At 63.9% G+C, this 16,034-nt stretch carries 14 protein-coding genes; 12 read left to right on the top strand and 2 right to left on the bottom strand.

Features of this window, described 5'->3' with window-relative positions:
* Positions 1 to 11 precede the first annotated feature (11 nt).
* Positions 12 to 1,397 (bottom strand): penicillin-binding protein activator, encoded by a 1,386-nt coding sequence (locus tag ABFC66_RS02050; protein ID WP_346739285.1) that lies wholly within the window; start codon positions 1,395 to 1,397, stop codon positions 12 to 14.
* Between the two features lie 143 nt (positions 1,398 to 1,540).
* On the opposite strand from ABFC66_RS02050, the gene rsmI reads away from it, so the two are divergent.
* From rsmI to ABFC66_RS01990, 12 genes are all read left to right on the top strand, one after another.
* Positions 1,541 to 2,416 carry a 16S rRNA (cytidine(1402)-2'-O)-methyltransferase gene (gene rsmI, locus ABFC66_RS02045; RefSeq protein WP_346739284.1) on the top strand — a complete coding sequence of 292 codons (876 nt, stop codon included), beginning with the start codon at positions 1,541 to 1,543 and terminating at the stop codon, positions 2,414 to 2,416.
* The gene (locus ABFC66_RS02040; RefSeq protein WP_346739283.1) at positions 2,413 to 2,781 is read left to right on the top strand and encodes a YraN family protein; all 369 of its coding nucleotides are present in this window, start codon (positions 2,413 to 2,415) and stop codon (positions 2,779 to 2,781) included. The genes rsmI and ABFC66_RS02040 overlap by 4 nt, the downstream gene beginning before the upstream one ends.
* A gap of 86 nt (positions 2,782 to 2,867) precedes the next feature.
* Entirely contained in the window at positions 2,868 to 3,467 is a 600-nt protein-coding gene (locus ABFC66_RS02035) for a BON domain-containing protein (protein ID WP_346739282.1), read from the top strand.
* Positions 3,468 to 3,555: 88 nt separating this feature from the next.
* Positions 3,556 to 4,413 (top strand): transglutaminase-like domain-containing protein, encoded by an 858-nt coding sequence (locus ABFC66_RS02030; RefSeq protein WP_346739281.1) that lies wholly within the window; start codon positions 3,556 to 3,558, stop codon positions 4,411 to 4,413.
* A 189-nt stretch (positions 4,414 to 4,602) separates the two neighbouring features.
* Positions 4,603 to 5,541, top strand: coding sequence for a glutathione synthase (gene gshB, locus ABFC66_RS02025; RefSeq protein ID WP_346739280.1), 939 nt, complete (start codon positions 4,603 to 4,605; stop codon positions 5,539 to 5,541).
* A gap of 65 nt (positions 5,542 to 5,606) precedes the next feature.
* Positions 5,607 to 6,635, top strand: coding sequence for a GGDEF domain-containing protein (locus ABFC66_RS02020; RefSeq protein ID WP_346739279.1), 1,029 nt, complete (start codon positions 5,607 to 5,609; stop codon positions 6,633 to 6,635).
* Positions 6,636 to 6,660: 25 nt separating this feature from the next.
* Positions 6,661 to 7,788 carry a VIT1/CCC1 family protein gene (locus ABFC66_RS02015; RefSeq protein ID WP_346739278.1) on the top strand — a complete coding sequence of 376 codons (1,128 nt, stop codon included), beginning with the start codon at positions 6,661 to 6,663 and terminating at the stop codon, positions 7,786 to 7,788.
* An 80-nt stretch (positions 7,789 to 7,868) separates the two neighbouring features.
* Positions 7,869 to 9,419, top strand: a complete 1,551-nt coding sequence (locus tag ABFC66_RS02010; protein ID WP_346739277.1) for a YifB family Mg chelatase-like AAA ATPase — start codon at positions 7,869 to 7,871, stop codon at positions 9,417 to 9,419.
* Between the two features lie 169 nt (positions 9,420 to 9,588).
* On the top strand, positions 9,589 to 10,572 hold the full coding sequence (locus ABFC66_RS02005; RefSeq protein WP_346739276.1) for a c-type cytochrome: 984 nt from the start codon (positions 9,589 to 9,591) through the stop codon (positions 10,570 to 10,572).
* A gap of 102 nt (positions 10,573 to 10,674) precedes the next feature.
* The gene (locus ABFC66_RS02000; protein ID WP_346739275.1) at positions 10,675 to 12,879 is read left to right on the top strand and encodes a response regulator; all 2,205 of its coding nucleotides are present in this window, start codon (positions 10,675 to 10,677) and stop codon (positions 12,877 to 12,879) included.
* A 40-nt stretch (positions 12,880 to 12,919) separates the two neighbouring features.
* Positions 12,920 to 14,365 (top strand): AmpG family muropeptide MFS transporter, encoded by a 1,446-nt coding sequence (locus ABFC66_RS01995; RefSeq protein ID WP_346739274.1) that lies wholly within the window; start codon positions 12,920 to 12,922, stop codon positions 14,363 to 14,365.
* A gap of 254 nt (positions 14,366 to 14,619) precedes the next feature.
* Entirely contained in the window at positions 14,620 to 15,507 is an 888-nt protein-coding gene (locus ABFC66_RS01990) for a GNAT family N-acyltransferase (protein ID WP_346739611.1), read from the top strand.
* A gap of 30 nt (positions 15,508 to 15,537) precedes the next feature.
* Here the strand turns inward: ABFC66_RS01990 and ABFC66_RS01985 are convergent, their stop codons facing one another.
* Positions 15,538 to 15,987, bottom strand: coding sequence for a DUF4399 domain-containing protein (locus tag ABFC66_RS01985; RefSeq protein WP_346739610.1), 450 nt, complete (start codon positions 15,985 to 15,987; stop codon positions 15,538 to 15,540).
* Between the last annotated feature and the right edge of the window lie 47 nt (positions 15,988 to 16,034).

The raw sequence follows: 16,034 nt of genomic DNA, 5'->3' as shown, positions 1-16,034 counted from the left end.
GGGGTGGGAACTCAGAGGGATGGCGGCACGCTGAAGCTCGCCGGCGCGGGATCGACGACGACGGGTCCCGAGCCATGCATTTCGAGAATGGCCAGGCCGCGCTCGGTCCGCCCGTCGGGCAGGAAGCGGAAGATGCCGTCGACGCCCGCGAAGCCATCGGGCTCGGTGAGCGACTGGGCGGTGAAGCGCTCACCCTCGGGCTTTGAGGACAGCGCGACCGCGAGGCTCACGGCGTCATAGGCAAGGCTCACGATGCGCGGCGGCGTCGAACCATAGACGCGGGCGTAGCGGGCGACGAACTGCGCATGTGCCTCGGGCGGCGGCGCGGGATACCAGCCGCCTTCGAGCGAGGGCTCCGTCTGCAGCGAGGGATCGTCCCAGAGGCCGGTGCCGAGGAACTTCACCTTGCGCGGATCGACATCGTAATAAGGCAGGAGCGGTGCGAGCGCACGAAGGCGGGCGCCGCCTTCCGGCAGGAACACGGCCTGGAAGCTGACGTCGCCGATCGTATCCTGCTTTTCGATTTCCTTCAGCCCCTGCGCGTCATTGGTCTTTTTCAGTTCACTGCGCTTGGCGAGGAGCGCGCCGTGGCGCGCGCCGTAATTGGCGAGCTGCTGCACCGGTCCGTTCATGCCCAGGCCGTTTGCCGGATAGGTCGCGACGGTCGCGATATGGGCGCCATGGTCTGCAACGGCCTTTTCGAAAGCGGCGCGGACGCGGGCGCCGTAATCGTTCTCGGGGAAGAGGGCGGCGAAATTGTTGATCCCCTTGAGCGACGCAAAGTCGACGATGCGGCTCACATCCGCGCTGGGGAGGAAGGACAGGAGATAGACCCCGTTGCCGGCAACCGTCATGTCGGTCGAAAAGGCGACGACGGGCACATTGGCGCCATGGGCGACGGGCGCGACCGCGCTGACTTCTTCGGCAAAGAGCGGCCCGATAATGAGATCGGCCCCTTCCTTCACGGCCTCGGTGGCCGCTGTCTGCGCGCCGATGGCGCTGCCGCCGGTCGCCTTGGGCATGAGCAGGATGTTCGGGTTGTTGAACTCGAACAGCGCGAGCTGAGCGGCATTGTAGAGAGAGTTCGACAGGGCCCGCACATCCGCGCGCGAGGAATTGAAAGGCAGCAGCAGGGCCACACGCACAAGGGAGCGCCCCTCCATCTGCTTCGGCATGTAGAAGCCGCCGCTCTCCCTCGCCGTCGGCTCGGCAGTCGTCTTTTTCGGCGGCGGTTGCACGGCGATGGGCGGTTGCTGGACGACCGGGCGCGGCGGCGGGGCTTCCTCGGCTCCGCCAAATCCGGCGCAGCCCGAAAGGCTCAACCCCACACCGGCAAAGACAAGCGCCCCCATAAACATGCGGAGGCCGGAAGGAAGGTGCGAGGCGAGGCGCTGCATGCGAACCATATGTTCTGAAAATGAAGGCTGGAGCCTAATCTCGCTCCCGGCCCAAGTAAACGCTTCGCGCCCCTTCGGGCGGCCCGGCATTGCCAAATATGGCGGTCCGGCGCAAGGTCGCCACACCCCGGAACGGAAGATTCATGTCGAAACCTCATCCAGATCGCTCGCTGAACGCTCTCGCGTCCGGCCTTTATGTGACGGCGACGCCCATCGGCAATGCCTCGGACATCAGCCTGCGCGCGCTTGAAGTGTTGCGCGGCGTCGATCTCGTCCTTTGCGAGGATACGCGGGTGACGGCGAAGCTTTTCGCCATTCACGGCATCGACACGAAAATGGCGCCCTACCACGATCACAATGCGGCCGAGATGCGGCCCAGGGTGCTGCGGCGTCTGGAAGCGGGCGAGCGCATCGCGCTCGTGTCCGACGCGGGCACGCCGCTCATTTCCGATCCCGGTTACAAGCTCGTGCGCGAGGCGGTTGAAGCCGGCCATCATGTGACGACGCTGCCGGGCGCTTCCTCCGTCATGGCCGCGCTGACATTGGCCGGCCTGCCCACGGATCGCTTCCTCTTTGCGGGGTTCCTCTCCGCAAAACAGGAGGCGCGGCGCAAGGAGTTGTCCGAGCTTGCGGCCATTCCGGCCACTCTCGTCTTCCTCGAAAGCGCCAATCGGCTTGATGCCTCGCTTGCCGACATGGCGGCAGCATTGGGCGAGCGCGAGGCCGCGGTCACCCGCGAACTGACAAAACGCTTCGAGGAAGTCCGCCGCGGCCGCCTTTCCGAACTCGCCGCGCATTATGCCGAAGCCGGCGCGCCCAAGGGCGAGATCGTGGTGGTGGTCGGTCCGCCTGCGGCTCGTGCGCCGCTTTGTCAGGGCGAGGTCGACGCCATGCTCGAAAATGCCTTGAAGCGGACGAGCCTCAAGGATGCGGTTGCCGAAGTCACGGCCATGACCGGCCTTCCACGGCGCGAGGTCTATGCCCGCGCGCTTGTGCTCTCCGGTGATGACGGCGAATGAGGGGCGACGCCGCGCGGGGCCGCGCCGCTCACACCTCCGGTCTTCGGGCGGAGGCACTGGCCGCTCTTTTCCTTCAACTCAAGGGCTATCGCATCCTCGCCCGGCGGATGAAGACGCGCGCCGGCGAGATCGATCTCGTGGTCCGGCGCGGCCGCAGCCTCGTCTTCGTCGAGGTCAAGGCGCGGAGAGACATGGAAGCGGCGGCCGAGGCCTTGCAGATGCGTCAACGCGCCCGCCTCGTCCGCGCCGCCGAGCTTTTCATTGGCGCCCGACCGGCGCTCATGGATTTCGATGTCCGTTTCGACCTCGTTCTGGTCGCGCCCCGGCGCTGGCCGCGTCACCTGCCCGACGCCTGGCGTCCCTGACGCCCAACTATCGTCATAATATCGCCGCATCGCCGGGGTCTTTATTCCGCAGCGGTTTCGTTTCGACGCTCGAAAGGCAGGGAATTATGCGACATCTCGCGACGGCGCGGCTTCTTCCGGCGCTCCTCATCTCGGCACTCTCGCTCGCGGGCTGTATTCCCTTGGTCGTCGGTGCGGGCGCGACCGGCGCTGTCGGTGCCGCGCAGGATCGCGGCCTCGAACAGGGCGTCAACGACAACGAGATCGCCTTCGAGATCAACCGGAGGCTCGCCGACAAGAATGGCGAGCTTTTCCGCCGCGTCTCGACGCAGGTGAACAAGGGGCGCGTCGTCCTTATCGGCACGGTCGCCAAGCCCGAGGACCGTTTGACCGCCGCCAAGATCGTGCGGACCGTCGACGGCGTGAAGGCGGTCATCGATGAGCTTCAGGTCGGCCAGGCTCTGAGCTTCTCCGAAAACGCCGACGATACGATGATCACGACGAAGCTTCGCGCCGAGATCACCGCCGATACGAAAATCGCGAGCATCAACTACTCGATCGATACGGTGCGCGGCACGGTCTACCTCATGGGCATCGCCCAGAACCAGTCCGAGCTCGATCGCGTGATCGCCCATGCGCGCGGCGTGTCCGGCGTCCGCAACGTCATTTCGAATGTCGAGGTCAAATCCTCCATAACGTGGCAATAATCCGGTTCGCGAGCCATCGCCGCATTTCTTCCGGAATGACGGCGAGAGTCGACTTGCCGTCAGCGCATCTCCCGCGCCATGATCGGGCATGGGCAAGGCTGATGCCGACATCGAAGCCGTGTTGCGCGCCGCGGGCGAGACGCCCGACGACGCGCTCGATATCGCGCATCTCGCGCTTGCCTTCGCGGCGCTCGATCGCCCCGGCGTTTCTCTGGCGCCCTATGAGGAGCATCTGAAGGAGCTTGTTCGCAGTCTTCGAACGAGCCTCGGCTCCGACCTTGCGCGAGGCGGCGAGAGCGCGGAGGTCATCGCCGGGGCGCTCGCCGGCATGGTCGCGGGCCGTTATCTCTATCGCGGCGACAGCGCAACTTACGACGATCCGCAGAATGCGAACCTGATGCATGTGATCGACCGGCGAAAGGGTCTGCCGGTCACGCTCGGCATTCTTTATCTCCATGTCGGCCAGGCGCTCGGCCTCGATATTCACGGTCTCAACTTTCCGGGCCATTTCGTGCTGAGGCTTCGCGTCGGGCAAAGCGCCGCGATCGTCGATCCGTTCAATCGGGGCGACATTCTGTCGAGCGCCGACCTTCTTCGCCTCCTGCGCAGCATCGAAGGCGAAGAGGCGAAGCTGACGCCCGACGTTCATGCCCCGGTAGGCCCACGCGACATTCTGCTCCGCCTACAGAACAATATCCTGAGCCGCGCCATTCGCGCAAATGACCTCGACCGCGCGCGCGGCGTTGTCTCGCGCATGATCTGGCTTGCGCCGCGCCGCGCCGGACTGCATTTCGAACTCGGTCGCATCGAGGTTCACGCGGGCCATATGGGCGCGGCCGCGGAAGCTTTCGAGACCTGCCGCAGCATGGCATCGGGCGAAGGCGAAATGCGCATTGCGGGAATGGCCGAAGAAGCCCTGCGTCGGCTGAAGGCGCGCCTGAACTAGGGCACGACGGGCGGGGATCGCTCTCCGGCCCTGAATCTGCAAAAAATCCGTGCTTGCTTCGCCTCTCGCGCGCCCGCCCCTTCCCATGTCGAGGTCAAAATGGGCTAAAACATCTGACCCGCTTCAAAAGCGGGATGCGAGACGCCACATTCCATACCAGAAGAAACCCGCCTCAAGACCGGAGCCCCCATGAGCCTCAAAGTCGCGATCCAGATGGACCCGATCCACACGATCAACATCAATGCGGATTCGACCTTCGCACTCGGTCTGGAAGCGCAGGCGCGCGGGCACTCGCTTTTCTATTACGAGCCGAAAGAGCTTTCGATGCGCGATGGCCGCGTCTATGCGCGGGGCCGCTCCATGACGCTTCGCCGCGAGGTCGGCAATCACTCGACGCTGGGCAGCCTCGAAAAGATCGACCTTCACGAGGTCGACGTTGTGCTGATGCGTCAGGACCCGCCTTTCGACATGAGCTACATCACCGCGACCCACATGCTGGAGATGGTCCATCCCCGGACCCTTGTCGTGAACGATCCGGCGGAAGTCCGCAACGCGCCGGAGAAACTTTTCGCGACACGTTTCGATGGCCTTCTCCCGCCGACGCTCATCAGTCGCGATCCGGAAGAGATCCGCGCCTTTCGCCGCGAATTCGGCGACATCATCGTGAAACCGCTGTTCGGCAATGGCGGCATGGGCGTTTTCCGCATCCGCGAGGGCGACGAGAACCTGAACTCGCTGCTTGAGATGTTCGGGCAGATGAACCGCGAGCCGGTCATCGTGCAGAAATATCTCGCCGATGTGCGCAAGGGCGACAAGCGCATCATCCTCGTCGACGGCAAGCCCGTGGGTGCGATCAACCGCGTGCCCGCAGAAGGCGAGGCGCGATCCAACATGCATGTCGGCGGACGTCCCGAACAGTCGAAGCTCACGAAGCGCGAGCAGGAAATCTGTGAGATCATCGGCCCGGACCTGAAGAAGCGCGGACTCATCTTCGTCGGCATCGACGTCATCGGCGACTATCTCACCGAGATCAATGTCACCTCGCCGACCGGCATTCAGGAGATCGACCGCTTCGACCAGACCAACATCGCCGCCCTTGTCTGGGATGCGATCGAGGGGCGAAGATAGCGACGGGAATTGTGGCGAGGGGCGCGCCGCGATAATTCCGTCTGAAGGGGTGGGAGGCTTCTTCTATGAACCAGATCGTGTTCGACAAGGTCGACGAAAGGACCATTCGGAACTTTCAGAACCGATTTCTGGCCTTGTTGATTTTTCTTGTGCCGTTGAATGCCTACCGGCTCTATCCGGTGGACCTTGCCGCTCCCGTTGTTCAGGCCCTTACGGTCGCGCTTCTCTTTGCCGTGAACAATTTTGCGAGGCAAAGGGTCTTTCTTGTCTTCCTGATCCTCCTGACGCTCGTCAATCTCGTCGCGTCATTCTTTGGCCAGAGGCAAGAGCTGATAGCCGGCGCTTTCATGCCGCTCACCTGCATGACGCTCTACTGGCATTCGGACAAGAGCTGGATTGTCGCCTTTCTCGGATCTTATTTCCTGCTGGCGACCGGCCTCAATGTTTATGAGTGGAGCCTGACAAGGGCGCCCTATGATTTTTATTCGATGGAGTTCAAGTTCCTTCTGGCCGTCGCCGCGGCAGGCATGGTCGTTTACTACCTCGACTACGTGCACAAGCAAATGAACCAGAAGCTTGTCTTTGTCGAACGTAACCGGGACTACTACAAGAATGTCGCCGGCATGGATTACCTGACCGGTTTGCGGAATCGCAGTGTCCTCACTGAGCTTTTCGACGCGGCGGAGAGGCGATTCAATTCTGTCGTCCTTGTCGACCTCGACGATTTCAAATCGATCAACGATCTCTACGGACATGCGACCGGCGATGACTATCTTCGTTCCGTCGCTGACGGACTGCGCAAGCTTGAGAACGACGATCTGATTGCGGGGCGGCTCGGCGGAGATGAATTCCTCATCATTGCCTCATGCCGCAACGAGGCCGAAGTAAAGGCGCTTGGCCGGAAAGTCGGCGATATGATTGCGGCAATTCGTGTCCCGTCCGCGCAGAATTTTACGGGCAGCACGGCCAGCATAGGCATATGCTTCAGCCTCACGGAGATCGATCTTCTGGACGCCATCAAGGTGGCCGACAAGGAGATGTATGAACACAAGAAGGCGCGCGCCAATCAACAGTTGCGTATGCAGATCTACTGATTGGGGCGGCAGGCAGAGAGAAGCGATGGCCGATAGCAGCAAGACGGATCGCTACAAGGAAAACCTGCAAGGCGAGGTCGACGGCGCGTCGCTTTATCGATCGCTGGCGGATGTCGAGCCGGACCCGAAGCTCGCCGATGTCTATCGCCGTCTTGCCGCCGTGGAAGAAGGCCATGCCGAATACTGGAAGAAGCAGCTCGGCAAGGTGGGAGCGCGAGTCCCCGCATTGAAGCCCGGATTTCGTACGCGCTCGCTCGCATTTCTGGCTCGCCGTTTCGGGCCCGCTTTCGTCCTTCCCGTCATCAACACGCTCGAACAGGACGATAGCGGCGTCTATGACAAGCAGCCTGAAGCCGTTGCCGGTGGATTGCCGCAGGCCGAGCGCTCGCACGCCCGTATTCTCTCGGCCATCGCCAGCCCCAAATCCGGTCTCGAAGGCGGCACCATCGCGCGGCTCGAAGGGCGTCATCGCGCCATGGGCGGCAACGCGCTTCGCGCGGCGGTGCTGGGCGCCAATGACGGTCTCGTCTCGAACATGTCGCTCGTCATGGGCGTTGCCGGCGCGGAGGTCTCGAACAGCACGATCCTGCTGACGGGTCTTGCCGGTCTCGTCGCGGGCGCCTGCTCCATGGCCATGGGCGAATGGCTCTCCGTCAATTCCTCGCGCGAGCTTTATCAAAAGCAGATCGCGACCGAGGCGATGGAGCTGGAAGAAGTGCCCGAGGAAGAAAAGGAAGAACTCGTCCTCATCTATCAGGCCAAGGGCCTCAGCGAGGCCGAAGCAAGGGCGCTGGCCGACAAGCTTCTTTCCGACAAGAACACCGCCCTCGATACGCTGGTGCGCGAGGAACTCGGCATCGATCCGGCCGAACTCGGCGGTTCCGCCTGGGGGGCGGCGGGAACCTCTTTCCTGCTGTTTGCCTTCGGCGCGATCTTTCCGGTGGCGCCCTATTTTTTCCTCTCCGGCTGGTCGGCACTCATCGTCAGCCTCGCTCTCAGCGGCCTCGCCCTCGCTGGCATCGGTCTCGGCACCTCGCTTTTCACCGGACGCAGCGCGCTCTTTTCCGCCATGCGGCAATTGCTGATCGGGTTTGCCGCGGCAGGCGTGACCTATGGCGTCGGCGCCCTGGTCGGCGTCAGCTTATCGGGCTGAGTTCCTATTTCGTTCTTGCCTCATTCCTGCCGCTTCGCTAGGTTCCGTCTGTGAGCTGAGTGAGTGCGGGGGCACGGGGCATGGTTGCGCATATCGAGACGGTCGCCTTTCTGGGTGTGGATGCGCGGCCTGTCGACGTTCAGGTTCAGATTGCCGGGGGCGCACCTGCCTTTTCGGTCGTCGGGCTTGCGGACAAGGCGGTGGGCGAGAGCCGCGAGCGCGTCCGCGCGGCACTGTCCGCCATCGGCCTCGGCCTGCCGCCGAAGCGCATCACCGTCAATCTCGCGCCCGCCGACCTGCCCAAGGAAGGCAGCCATTACGATCTTCCGATTGCCATTGGCCTTCTGGTCGCCATGGGCGTTCTGCCTGCGCAGGAGCTGGAGCGGTTCGTCGTCATCGGCGAGCTTTCGCTCGATGGCGCGATCAACGCGGTCGCCGGCGCCCTGCCCGCCGCGATTGCGGCCAACGCCAAATCCAAAGGACTCATCTGTCCCGAGGCTTGCGGGCCGGAAGCCGCATGGGCAGGCATGGGGGCGGACAATCCCGGTGGCGTCCTCGCGCCGCGGTCGATCATCCAGCTCGTCAATCATTTCAAGGGAACGCAGGTTCTGGCCGAACCCGCGCCGATGCGGGCGGTCGAGGGCCGGGCGTTGCCCGACCTTCGCGACATCAAGGGACAGGAGAGCGCCAAGCGCGCCCTCGAAGTGGCGGCTGCGGGTGGCCATAACATGTTGATGGTGGGGCCTCCCGGTTCCGGCAAGTCCATGCTCGCCTCGCGCCTGCCCGGCATCCTGCCGCCGCTCAATCCGCGTGAAATGCTCGAAGTCTCGATGATTGCCTCCATCGCAGGCGAGTTGACGGCGACCGGCCTCGGCCGCGCCCGGGCCTTTCGCGCGCCCCATCACTCGGCGTCGATGGCGGCGCTGGTGGGCGGCGGATTGCGCGCAAAGCCCGGCGAGGTCTCGCTGGCCCATCGCGGCGTTCTGTTCCTCGACGAATTGCCGGAATTTCCGCGCCAGGTCCTCGACAGTCTTCGCCAGCCCATCGAGACAGGCGAGGCGGTGGTCGCGCGGGCGAACGCCCATGTGACCTACCCTGCGCGGTTCCAGCTTGTCGCCGCCATGAACCCCTGCCGTTGCGGCCATGCGGGCGACGCCGCCCGCGCCTGTCCCCGTGTGCCGCGCTGTGTGTCCGATTATCAATCGAAGCTCTCAGGCCCGCTGTTTGACCGCATCGACATCCATGTCGAGGTGCCACCCGTCACGCCGGCCGATCTCGCCCTGCCACCCGCTGCCGAGGGATCGGCGGAAGTCGCCGCCCGCGTGGCCGCCGCCCGCGACCTGCAGGAAGCGCGCTATGCGGAACATTCCGCCCATGGGGGCCCGAGCCTCAATTCGCAGGTCGAGGGCGAATTGCTCGACAAGGTGGCGGCGCCCGACGAGGCTGGCGTCCGGCTTCTGACCGAAGCGGCGGAGCGCATGCGCCTCACCGCGCGCGGATATCACCGCGTGCTTCGCGTTGCCCGCACGCTCGCCGATCTCGACCGGTCCGAGGGCGTGCGCCGTATCCATGTCGCCGAGGCGCTGGCCTATCGCGAGCCGGTGGCCGGGCGTCTCGGGGCACATGCTTGAAGAAACGCCGGCGCGCCGATTGTCCGGGTACACTGGAAAATTGTCGGGCTACAAAATGTGTGGGTGACAACAAATTGTCCGTCCACTGTCTTGATTGATAGTGAAAATCAAATAAGGATGCCCCCCGAAATCGCCGTCGGAACCATCCGGCCTTGAAGGGGAACATCTCATGTCGTTGAAGCGTATTGCTCTCTGGGCAGGCGGCGCCGTCGTGGCGCTGGTCGTGCTCGCAGTCGCCGGATTCTTCCTGACCTTTCCGCGTGTCTCGGCTGCGCCCGACCTCAAGGTCGAGGCGACGCCCGAACTGGTTGCCCGCGGCGAATATCTCTTCGACAGCCAGTTCGCCTGCGGCGCCTGCCATACGCCGGAGATGGAGCCGCACCGTTTCTCGCGTGTCTCGGACAAGTCGCGCGTCGGCGCAGGCCGTCATATGGGCGGCGCTCCGGATTTCCCCACCGATATCTATGCGCCGAACCTGACGCCGACAGTGCTGGGCGACTGGACGGATGGCGAGATCTATCGCGCGATCGTTTCCGGCGTCGATCGGAACGGCAAGCCGCTCTTCCCGGTAATGCCCTATCCCTTCTACAAGAGCCTCGATCCCGAGGATGTGAAGGCCGTCATCGCCTATATCCGCTCGCTGCCGCCGCAGCCGGTCACGATGCCGCGCACCAAGCTCCCCATGCCGCTGCCGATCTTCATGCGTCTGGTGCCCGCCGATGCGGCGCCGCAGAAGCGTCCGGATGGCACGGACGAGGTCGCGCTCGGCAAGTATCTGGCTTTCAGCTCATCCTGCTTCGAATGCCATACCAAGCGGAATGAGCGCGGCGAGCCGACCGGCACGCCCTTCGCAGGCGGAAATCCCTTCTCGCTGCCCGGTGGAGCCGTTGCCACTTCAGCCAATATCACGCCGCACAAGGAAACCGGCATCGGTGCCTGGACGCGCGAGGAATTCATCGCCCGCTTCCGTTCCCGCAATGCCGAGGCCGGAGCAAAGATCACGCCCAACGGCCATGATTTCGATACCGAAATGCCGTGGAGCAGCTATGCCGGCATGACCGATGCCGATCTCGGCGCGATCTACGCCTATCTGCGGACTGTCCCGCCCATCGACGCGAAGGTTACCCTCTTCACGCCGGCCGGCGAAAAATAATCCGAACCGGAGACACCGCCTCCCCTTCGGGGGAGCCGGTAACCGGATGGAAAGCATGTTCATCGCAGTTTAGGCGCCGGTCTGGCCTTTACTGCGGGAACCATGTTCGCGGCATTCGATCATCAAGCGTTTGCGGTCCTTCTAGGGGGTGCCGCCGCCCTGCTGCTTGGCCTTGAGGCCTGGCGGCGCGCTGCTGCCCGCGCCCGCGTTCTCGCACGCGAAGCCGATCGCGCGCATACGGTTGTCGAAACCCTTCGCGATGAAAACTGGCAGCTTGCGGAGCGCGAGGAGCATTTCCGCGATCTCGTCCGCACGCAGGGCGATGTCGTGCTGCGCCGCGATCTTCTGGGCCGCATCACCTATGTGAACGAGGTTTTCTGCCAGACATTCGCCAAGGAGCCCGGCGAGGTGCTGGGCGCTGCCTTCGCGCCCGCATTGCCGGAGGGCGAGCGTCCGCGGCTGGCATCATTCGCAGGACTCCACCTGCCGCCCTATCGCATCCAGTTCGATCAGCGCGTCGTGACGGTCCACGGGCCGCGCTGGTTCGTCTGGGAGGAATTCGCGCTTCGCGACGACGATGGCAAGCTCCGCGAAATTCAGACGGTCGGCCGCGACATCACCGAGCGCAAGGCGGCGGAGGAACGGCTCGCCGAGGCGCTGGACGAGGCGCAGGCCGCGAGCCGTGCCAAGAGCCAGTTCCTCGCGGCCATGAGCCACGAAATCCGCACGCCCATGAATGGCGTGCTCGGCATGACGAACCTGTTGCTCGACACCAAGCTGACGCCCGCCCAGCGTTCCTATGCAGAGGCGGTCAAGCGCTCCGGCGACGCGCTGCTTTCGATCATCAACGACATCCTCGATTATTCGAAGATCGAGGCGGGCAAGGTCGAGCTGGAGGAGGCACCCTTCGATCTCCGCGGGACGCTCGAAGGCGTCTGCGAATTGTTGAGCCCGCGCGCCTTCGAAAAGGGCCTCGAAATCGTCTCCGAAGTCGAGCCCTCGGTCCCGCTGCGTCTCCAGGGCGACGAAACCCGTATCCGGCAGGTCCTCATCAATCTCGTCGGCAACGCGATCAAGTTCACGGACAGGGGTGGCGTTCTTCTTCGCGCGCGAGTGGAGGCCGAATCCGCCGCGGACAGGAAGGCGCGGATCGTTATCGAGGTCGAAGATACCGGCATCGGCATGGACGAAAGCGTCCTCGATCTCATCTTCGAGGAATTCCAGCAGGGCGATCAGAGTCATGCGCGGCGTTTTGAAGGGACGGGCCTCGGTCTTGCCATCAGCCGCCGTCTCGTCACCGCGATGAATGGTGCGATCGATGTTGAAAGCAAGCCGGGCCAGGGCTCGCTCTTCCGCGTGTCGCTCGGAGTCGGCGTCGTTGAGCTCGCACCGGCGATCCGCGATCCGCTCAAGGGTATCGGCATCCTGATCCTCGACGATCGTCCGATCCTTGGCGCCTCTCTCGCCCGCAGCGCAGGCCATGCCGGCGCCGAGGTGCGCCTCGTTCCCGATGCGGAAGCGCTCTCTGTCGCGCTGCGCGAGCGGCCCGCAGATATTCTGATTTGTCCCATCGACACGGCCGAAGGCCCCGGCGCGGAACTGGTGGCCAGGGCGCGGGCGCTTGCGCCCGATCTCGGCGCCATCGTCATGCTGCGTCCGCAGGATCGCGATCGCCTGCCCGGCCTCATCGCGCAGGACGACGCGCCGTCGGTCTTTCCAAGCATGTTCGACGCCTATCTCGTGCGGCCTGTCCGGACCTCTTCGCTGTTGACGCGGCTCGAAGTGCTCGCCCGGTCGGAAAGGCTGGAGGGCGGCGGCGCAATCAACGAGATCGATGCCGATGAGCGTATCGCCGAGGTCGTTGCGCCTTTCCGCCGGTCGCTCAGCATCCTCGTCGTCGAGGACAACGACATCAACGCGCTGCTTGCCCGCACGCTTCTCGAGCGCGACGGCCACCGCGTCGTCCTCGCGCGCAATGGCGAGGAGGCGCTTGCCTGCCTCGACAGGCGCGAGGCGCTCGATCTTGTGTTGATGGATCTCCATATGCCGGGCATGGACGGCTTTGAAGCTACGCGCCGGATTCGCGCCCTCGCCGACGAGCGCTCCAGCCTTCCCATCATCGCCCTCACCGCCAACGCCATGGCGGAGGACCGCCAGACCTGTCTGGCGGCCGGCATGGACGACTATCTCTCCAAGCCGATCATGCCGGACGCATTGGCGCGTGCCCTCGGCTTCTGGGCCTCCCGCCGCAGCGCGCTGGGTCATGTCCCGCAAGAGGCGGCTGGCGAAAGAACAAATCTCGCCTAAACTCGCAGCCACGTTGGTGGATCGGCCCGGGGGCGAGAGCGTGGCGGAAAATTCGAAGAATGAAAGTTTCGCGAGGCGCTTCGCGAATGCCGTCTCCGTCTATGGCGACCGGCAGATCTTCATCATGCTGCTGCTCGGCTTTTCCTCGGGCCTTCCCTTCATGCTGGTCTTCGGCACCATGTCGGCGTGGCTGCGCGAGGCGGGCGTCAGCCGGACCGAGATCGGGCTGATGAGCTATGTGGGCCTGGCCTACACGATCAAGTTTCTCTGGGCGCCGCTCATCGATCAGATCCGGTTGCCGTGGCTTGCCGAGCGGCTGGGCAAGCGCCGCGCATGGATGATCGTGGCGCAGGCGCTGATTGCCCTGGCTCTGGTCGGCATTTCCTTCTGCGATCCGCATGTGGCGCTGACGCCGATCGCCCTTTTCGCGGTGATGCTCGCTTTTTCGTCCGCGACGCAGGACATTTCGGTCGATGCATGGCGCATCGAGGCGGCGTCCGACGAAAAGCAGGGCGCGATGGCGGCGGCTTACCAGCTCGGCTATCGCCTCGCGATCATCGCGTCGGGTGCGGGCGCGCTTTATGTCGCGCAATATGTCTCGTGGCATGCGGCCTATCTCGCCATGGCGGTGCTGATGTGCATCGGCATGGGTGCGGCGCTGGCGGCGCCCCGGCTTGCCGATGCGCCGCTCGCCGTTATCGGCGAGGCGGCCGTGGAAGCACTCGCCGGCCGGTTTGCCCTTCATGGGCCGCTGAAGCGCGGCGTCACCTGGCTCTATCGTGCCGCCGTGGCGCCCTTTGTCGATTTCTTCGGCCAGCGCGGCTGGCAGGCGTTCATCATTCTGGCGTTGATCGGTCTTTATCGGCTGCCGGATTTCGTCATGGGCGTCATGGCGAACCCGCTCTATATCGATCTCGGCTTTTCGCTTGCCACGATCGCCACGGTGGTGAAGGTGTTCGGCGTCTGGATGACCATTGCGGGCGCCATCGTCGGCGGTGTCTCCGTCGCGCGTCTCGGCGTCTTGCGTTCGATGCTCTTGGGCGCGACCGCGGTCGCGTTGACCAATTTCCTGTTTTCATGGCTCGCGACGCGAGGCGGCGACGTTTCGGCGCTCACCATCGCCATCGGCGCGGAGAATTTCTCGGGCGGCTTCGCGGCCACCTGCCTCATCGCCTATATGTCGAGCCTGACCAATCACGAATTCACGGCCACGCAATATGCATTGTTCAGCTCCGCCTATGCCCTGCCGGGAAAGCTGCTCGGGGGCATGTCGGGCATCATGGTGGACTGGTATGGCGCACAGGCTCCCTTGCGCGACCTTCTCATCGGCTATGCTCCGGATCTGACGGCCAGGACGGCAGGCTACGTGCCCTTCTTCGCCACGACCGGGCTCCTCGGGCTGCCGGCCGTTCTGTTGATCCTCTACCTCCTGCGGCGGGAAAGCACCGCGCCCAGGAAAGCTGAATCGCTTGAGGCGGCATCGTGACCGCTTTTTAACGTTTCGATTAAACAATTCATTTCAAAGGCTTAGGTCTGTCATATGCGTGACGCATTATGGCGTCACAAAGTGACAGAACCCTCGCCCTTTTCTTGGCTTCCGGGCGTGATAATGAAAGGATGGCTAAGATGGCCAGCCACACGTTGATGGCCAAGGTTGAGGCGGACCGGCTCAGGGCCGGGCTGCCGGGTGGTGCGACGCGCGCAAGCGCCAGTGCACGAATGATAACGGGGTTCGAACATATGACGTTGCCGCATTCGGATGCGACCGTCACCCAATTGCCCGAGGCCACGGCCCGCGCAAACGCGGCGGCGAGCCCCTTGAGCTTTGCGCGCAAGGGCACGCTCGAGGTGCGCCTTGCACGGACTCCGCGCGAGATCGATGCGGCGCAGGCGCTGCGCTACCGTGTCTTCTACGAGGAAATGTCGGCGCAGGCCGATGCGCAGACGCGTGCGAGCAAGCGCGACGTCGATCGTTTTGACGCCATCTGCGATCACCTTCTCGTCTTCGATCACGCGCTCGCGAATGGCGCGGAGGGCGATGACCTGCCGCTCGACGCGGTGGTCGGTTGCTACCGGCTGCTTCGTCAGGATGTCGCGGAGCGTCATGGCGGCTTCTACACGGCAAGCGAATATGACATCGCGCCGCTTCTTGAGCGCATGGGCAAGGATCTGCGCTTCCTGGAGCTCGGCCGCTCATGTGTGCTCGCGCCCTATCGCAACAGGCCGACTGTCGAGCTTCTCTGGCACGGCATCGCGCAATATGTGGCGCTGCATAATCTCGATGTGATGTTCGGCTGCGCGAGCTTCGAGGGAACGGACCCGGCGAAGCTCATCCTGCCGCTCTCATATCTCTATCATTTCCATCTCACGCCGCCGGAATGGCATGTCCGTGCGCTGCCGGATCGCTATGTCGAGATGAATCTCATGGCGAAGGAAGACGTCAACCCGCGCGAGGCGTGGCGCATGCTTCCGCCCATGATCAAGGGCTATCTCCGCGCGGGCTGCTATATCGGCGACGGCGCAGTGGTGGATCAGCAATTCGGCACCACCGATGTGCTGATCCTCTTCCCTGTGACGCAGATCGCCCAGCGCTATCTCACCAAATTCGGTTCGAGCAAGCCGGCCTGATCGCCGGCTCGCTCGTCCCTTCACGCCGAGTTACTTCACAACCGTGATCGTGACCTTCTGGGACACGACAGGCGGATTGTGCGGAACGTGGTTCGCGTCGCCCATGACGAGCTGAAGCGTGTGCTTGCCCGGCGCGAGTTCGATCGTGGTCTCCGTCTGGCCGCCGCCGAAATGCATGTGATGCTCATCCTTCGGCAGAGGATCATTGAGCTCGTCGCCCTTGGGCAAGTCGGCATCGATCAGCAGGTGATGATGGCCGGTCTTGGCCTTTTCCACGCCCGCAGGCGCGACGCCGAGACCCTTCAATCCGAAGACCACCGTGACGGGGCCTTTCACCTTTGCTCCGTCCTTCGGCGAGATGATGTAGGCCTTGGCATCGGCGGGCCATTGGGCTGCCGGTGCCGCGGCTTCTTCCGCATGCAGGGGTGCGAAGGACGCGCCTGCCAGCATGAGCGCGGCGGCAAGCGTTGCGGTTCTGATTGAAGACATGATGGGCTCCCTCATTTGCGGAATGCTGATAATCAGTC

It is taken from the genome of Parvibaculum sp. (genome assembly GCF_039680535.1).
Taxonomy (GTDB): domain Bacteria; phylum Pseudomonadota; class Alphaproteobacteria; order Parvibaculales; family Parvibaculaceae; genus Parvibaculum.
This window is presented reverse-complemented; position numbering and strand designations above follow the sequence as displayed.

Excerpts from the sequence above, each read along its gene's own strand:
- ABFC66_RS02010 (WP_346739277.1), top strand. The coding sequence starts at position 7,869 with ATGGTTGCGCATATCGAGACGGTCGCCTTTCTGGGTGTGGATGCGCGG.
- ABFC66_RS02005 (WP_346739276.1), top strand. The coding sequence starts at position 9,589 with ATGTCGTTGAAGCGTATTGCTCTCTGGGCAGGCGGCGCCGTCGTGGCG.
- ABFC66_RS02050 (WP_346739285.1), bottom strand. The coding sequence starts at position 1,397 with ATGCAGCGCCTCGCCTCGCACCTTCCTTCCGGCCTCCGCATGTTTATG.
- ABFC66_RS01990 (WP_346739611.1), top strand. The coding sequence starts at position 14,620 with ATGACGTTGCCGCATTCGGATGCGACCGTCACCCAATTGCCCGAGGCC.
- ABFC66_RS02020 (WP_346739279.1), top strand. The coding sequence starts at position 5,607 with ATGAACCAGATCGTGTTCGACAAGGTCGACGAAAGGACCATTCGGAAC.
- ABFC66_RS02040 (WP_346739283.1), top strand. The coding sequence starts at position 2,413 with ATGAGGGGCGACGCCGCGCGGGGCCGCGCCGCTCACACCTCCGGTCTT.
- ABFC66_RS02000 (WP_346739275.1), top strand. The coding sequence starts at position 10,675 with ATGTTCGCGGCATTCGATCATCAAGCGTTTGCGGTCCTTCTAGGGGGT.
- ABFC66_RS02015 (WP_346739278.1), top strand. The coding sequence starts at position 6,661 with ATGGCCGATAGCAGCAAGACGGATCGCTACAAGGAAAACCTGCAAGGC.
- ABFC66_RS02030 (WP_346739281.1), top strand. The coding sequence starts at position 3,556 with ATGGGCAAGGCTGATGCCGACATCGAAGCCGTGTTGCGCGCCGCGGGC.
- rsmI (WP_346739284.1), top strand. The coding sequence starts at position 1,541 with ATGTCGAAACCTCATCCAGATCGCTCGCTGAACGCTCTCGCGTCCGGC.
- ABFC66_RS02035 (WP_346739282.1), top strand. The coding sequence starts at position 2,868 with ATGCGACATCTCGCGACGGCGCGGCTTCTTCCGGCGCTCCTCATCTCG.
- gshB (WP_346739280.1), top strand. The coding sequence starts at position 4,603 with ATGAGCCTCAAAGTCGCGATCCAGATGGACCCGATCCACACGATCAAC.